The organism is Virgibacillus sp. M23, from assembly GCF_034190895.1.
GTDB lineage: Bacteria > Bacillota > Bacilli > Bacillales > Amphibacillaceae > Virgibacillus > Virgibacillus salarius.
In genome coordinates this window covers 1-401 of record NZ_JAWDHA010000356.1, presented here as the reverse complement: position 1 = coordinate 401, position 401 = coordinate 1, and the positions used below count along the sequence as shown (strand labels likewise).

The window sequence follows — 401 nt, the reverse complement described above, 5'->3', positions numbered from 1 at the left end:
CTTACTGCTCAAAGTGGACGTGGGTATACGCCTGCTGACGCAAACAAGAGAGACGATCAGCCAATCGGCGTGATTCCGATCGATTCTATCTATACGCCAGTTTCTCGTGTATCTTATCAGGTAGAGAACACTCGTGTAGGCCAAGTTGCAAACTATGATAAACTTACACTTGATGTTTGGACTGATGGAAGCACTGGACCGAAAGAAGCAATTGCGCTTGGTTCAAAGATTTTAACTGAACACCTTAATATATTCGTTGGTTTAACTGACGAAGCTCAACATGCTGAAATCATGGTTGAAAAAGAAGAAGATCAAAAAGAGAAAGTTCTTGAAATGACAATTGAAGAATTGGATCTTTCTGTTCGTTCTTACAACTGCTTAAAGCGTGCGGGTATTAACAC

General features: G+C 40.9%; 1 protein-coding gene. It reads left to right on the top strand.

The window, feature by feature from the left end; translation table 11 throughout:
• Nucleotides 1-401, top strand: a 401-nt coding sequence (locus tag RVS70_RS22975; protein WP_321135051.1) for a DNA-directed RNA polymerase subunit alpha C-terminal domain-containing protein, incomplete at both ends; no start/stop codon positions are given.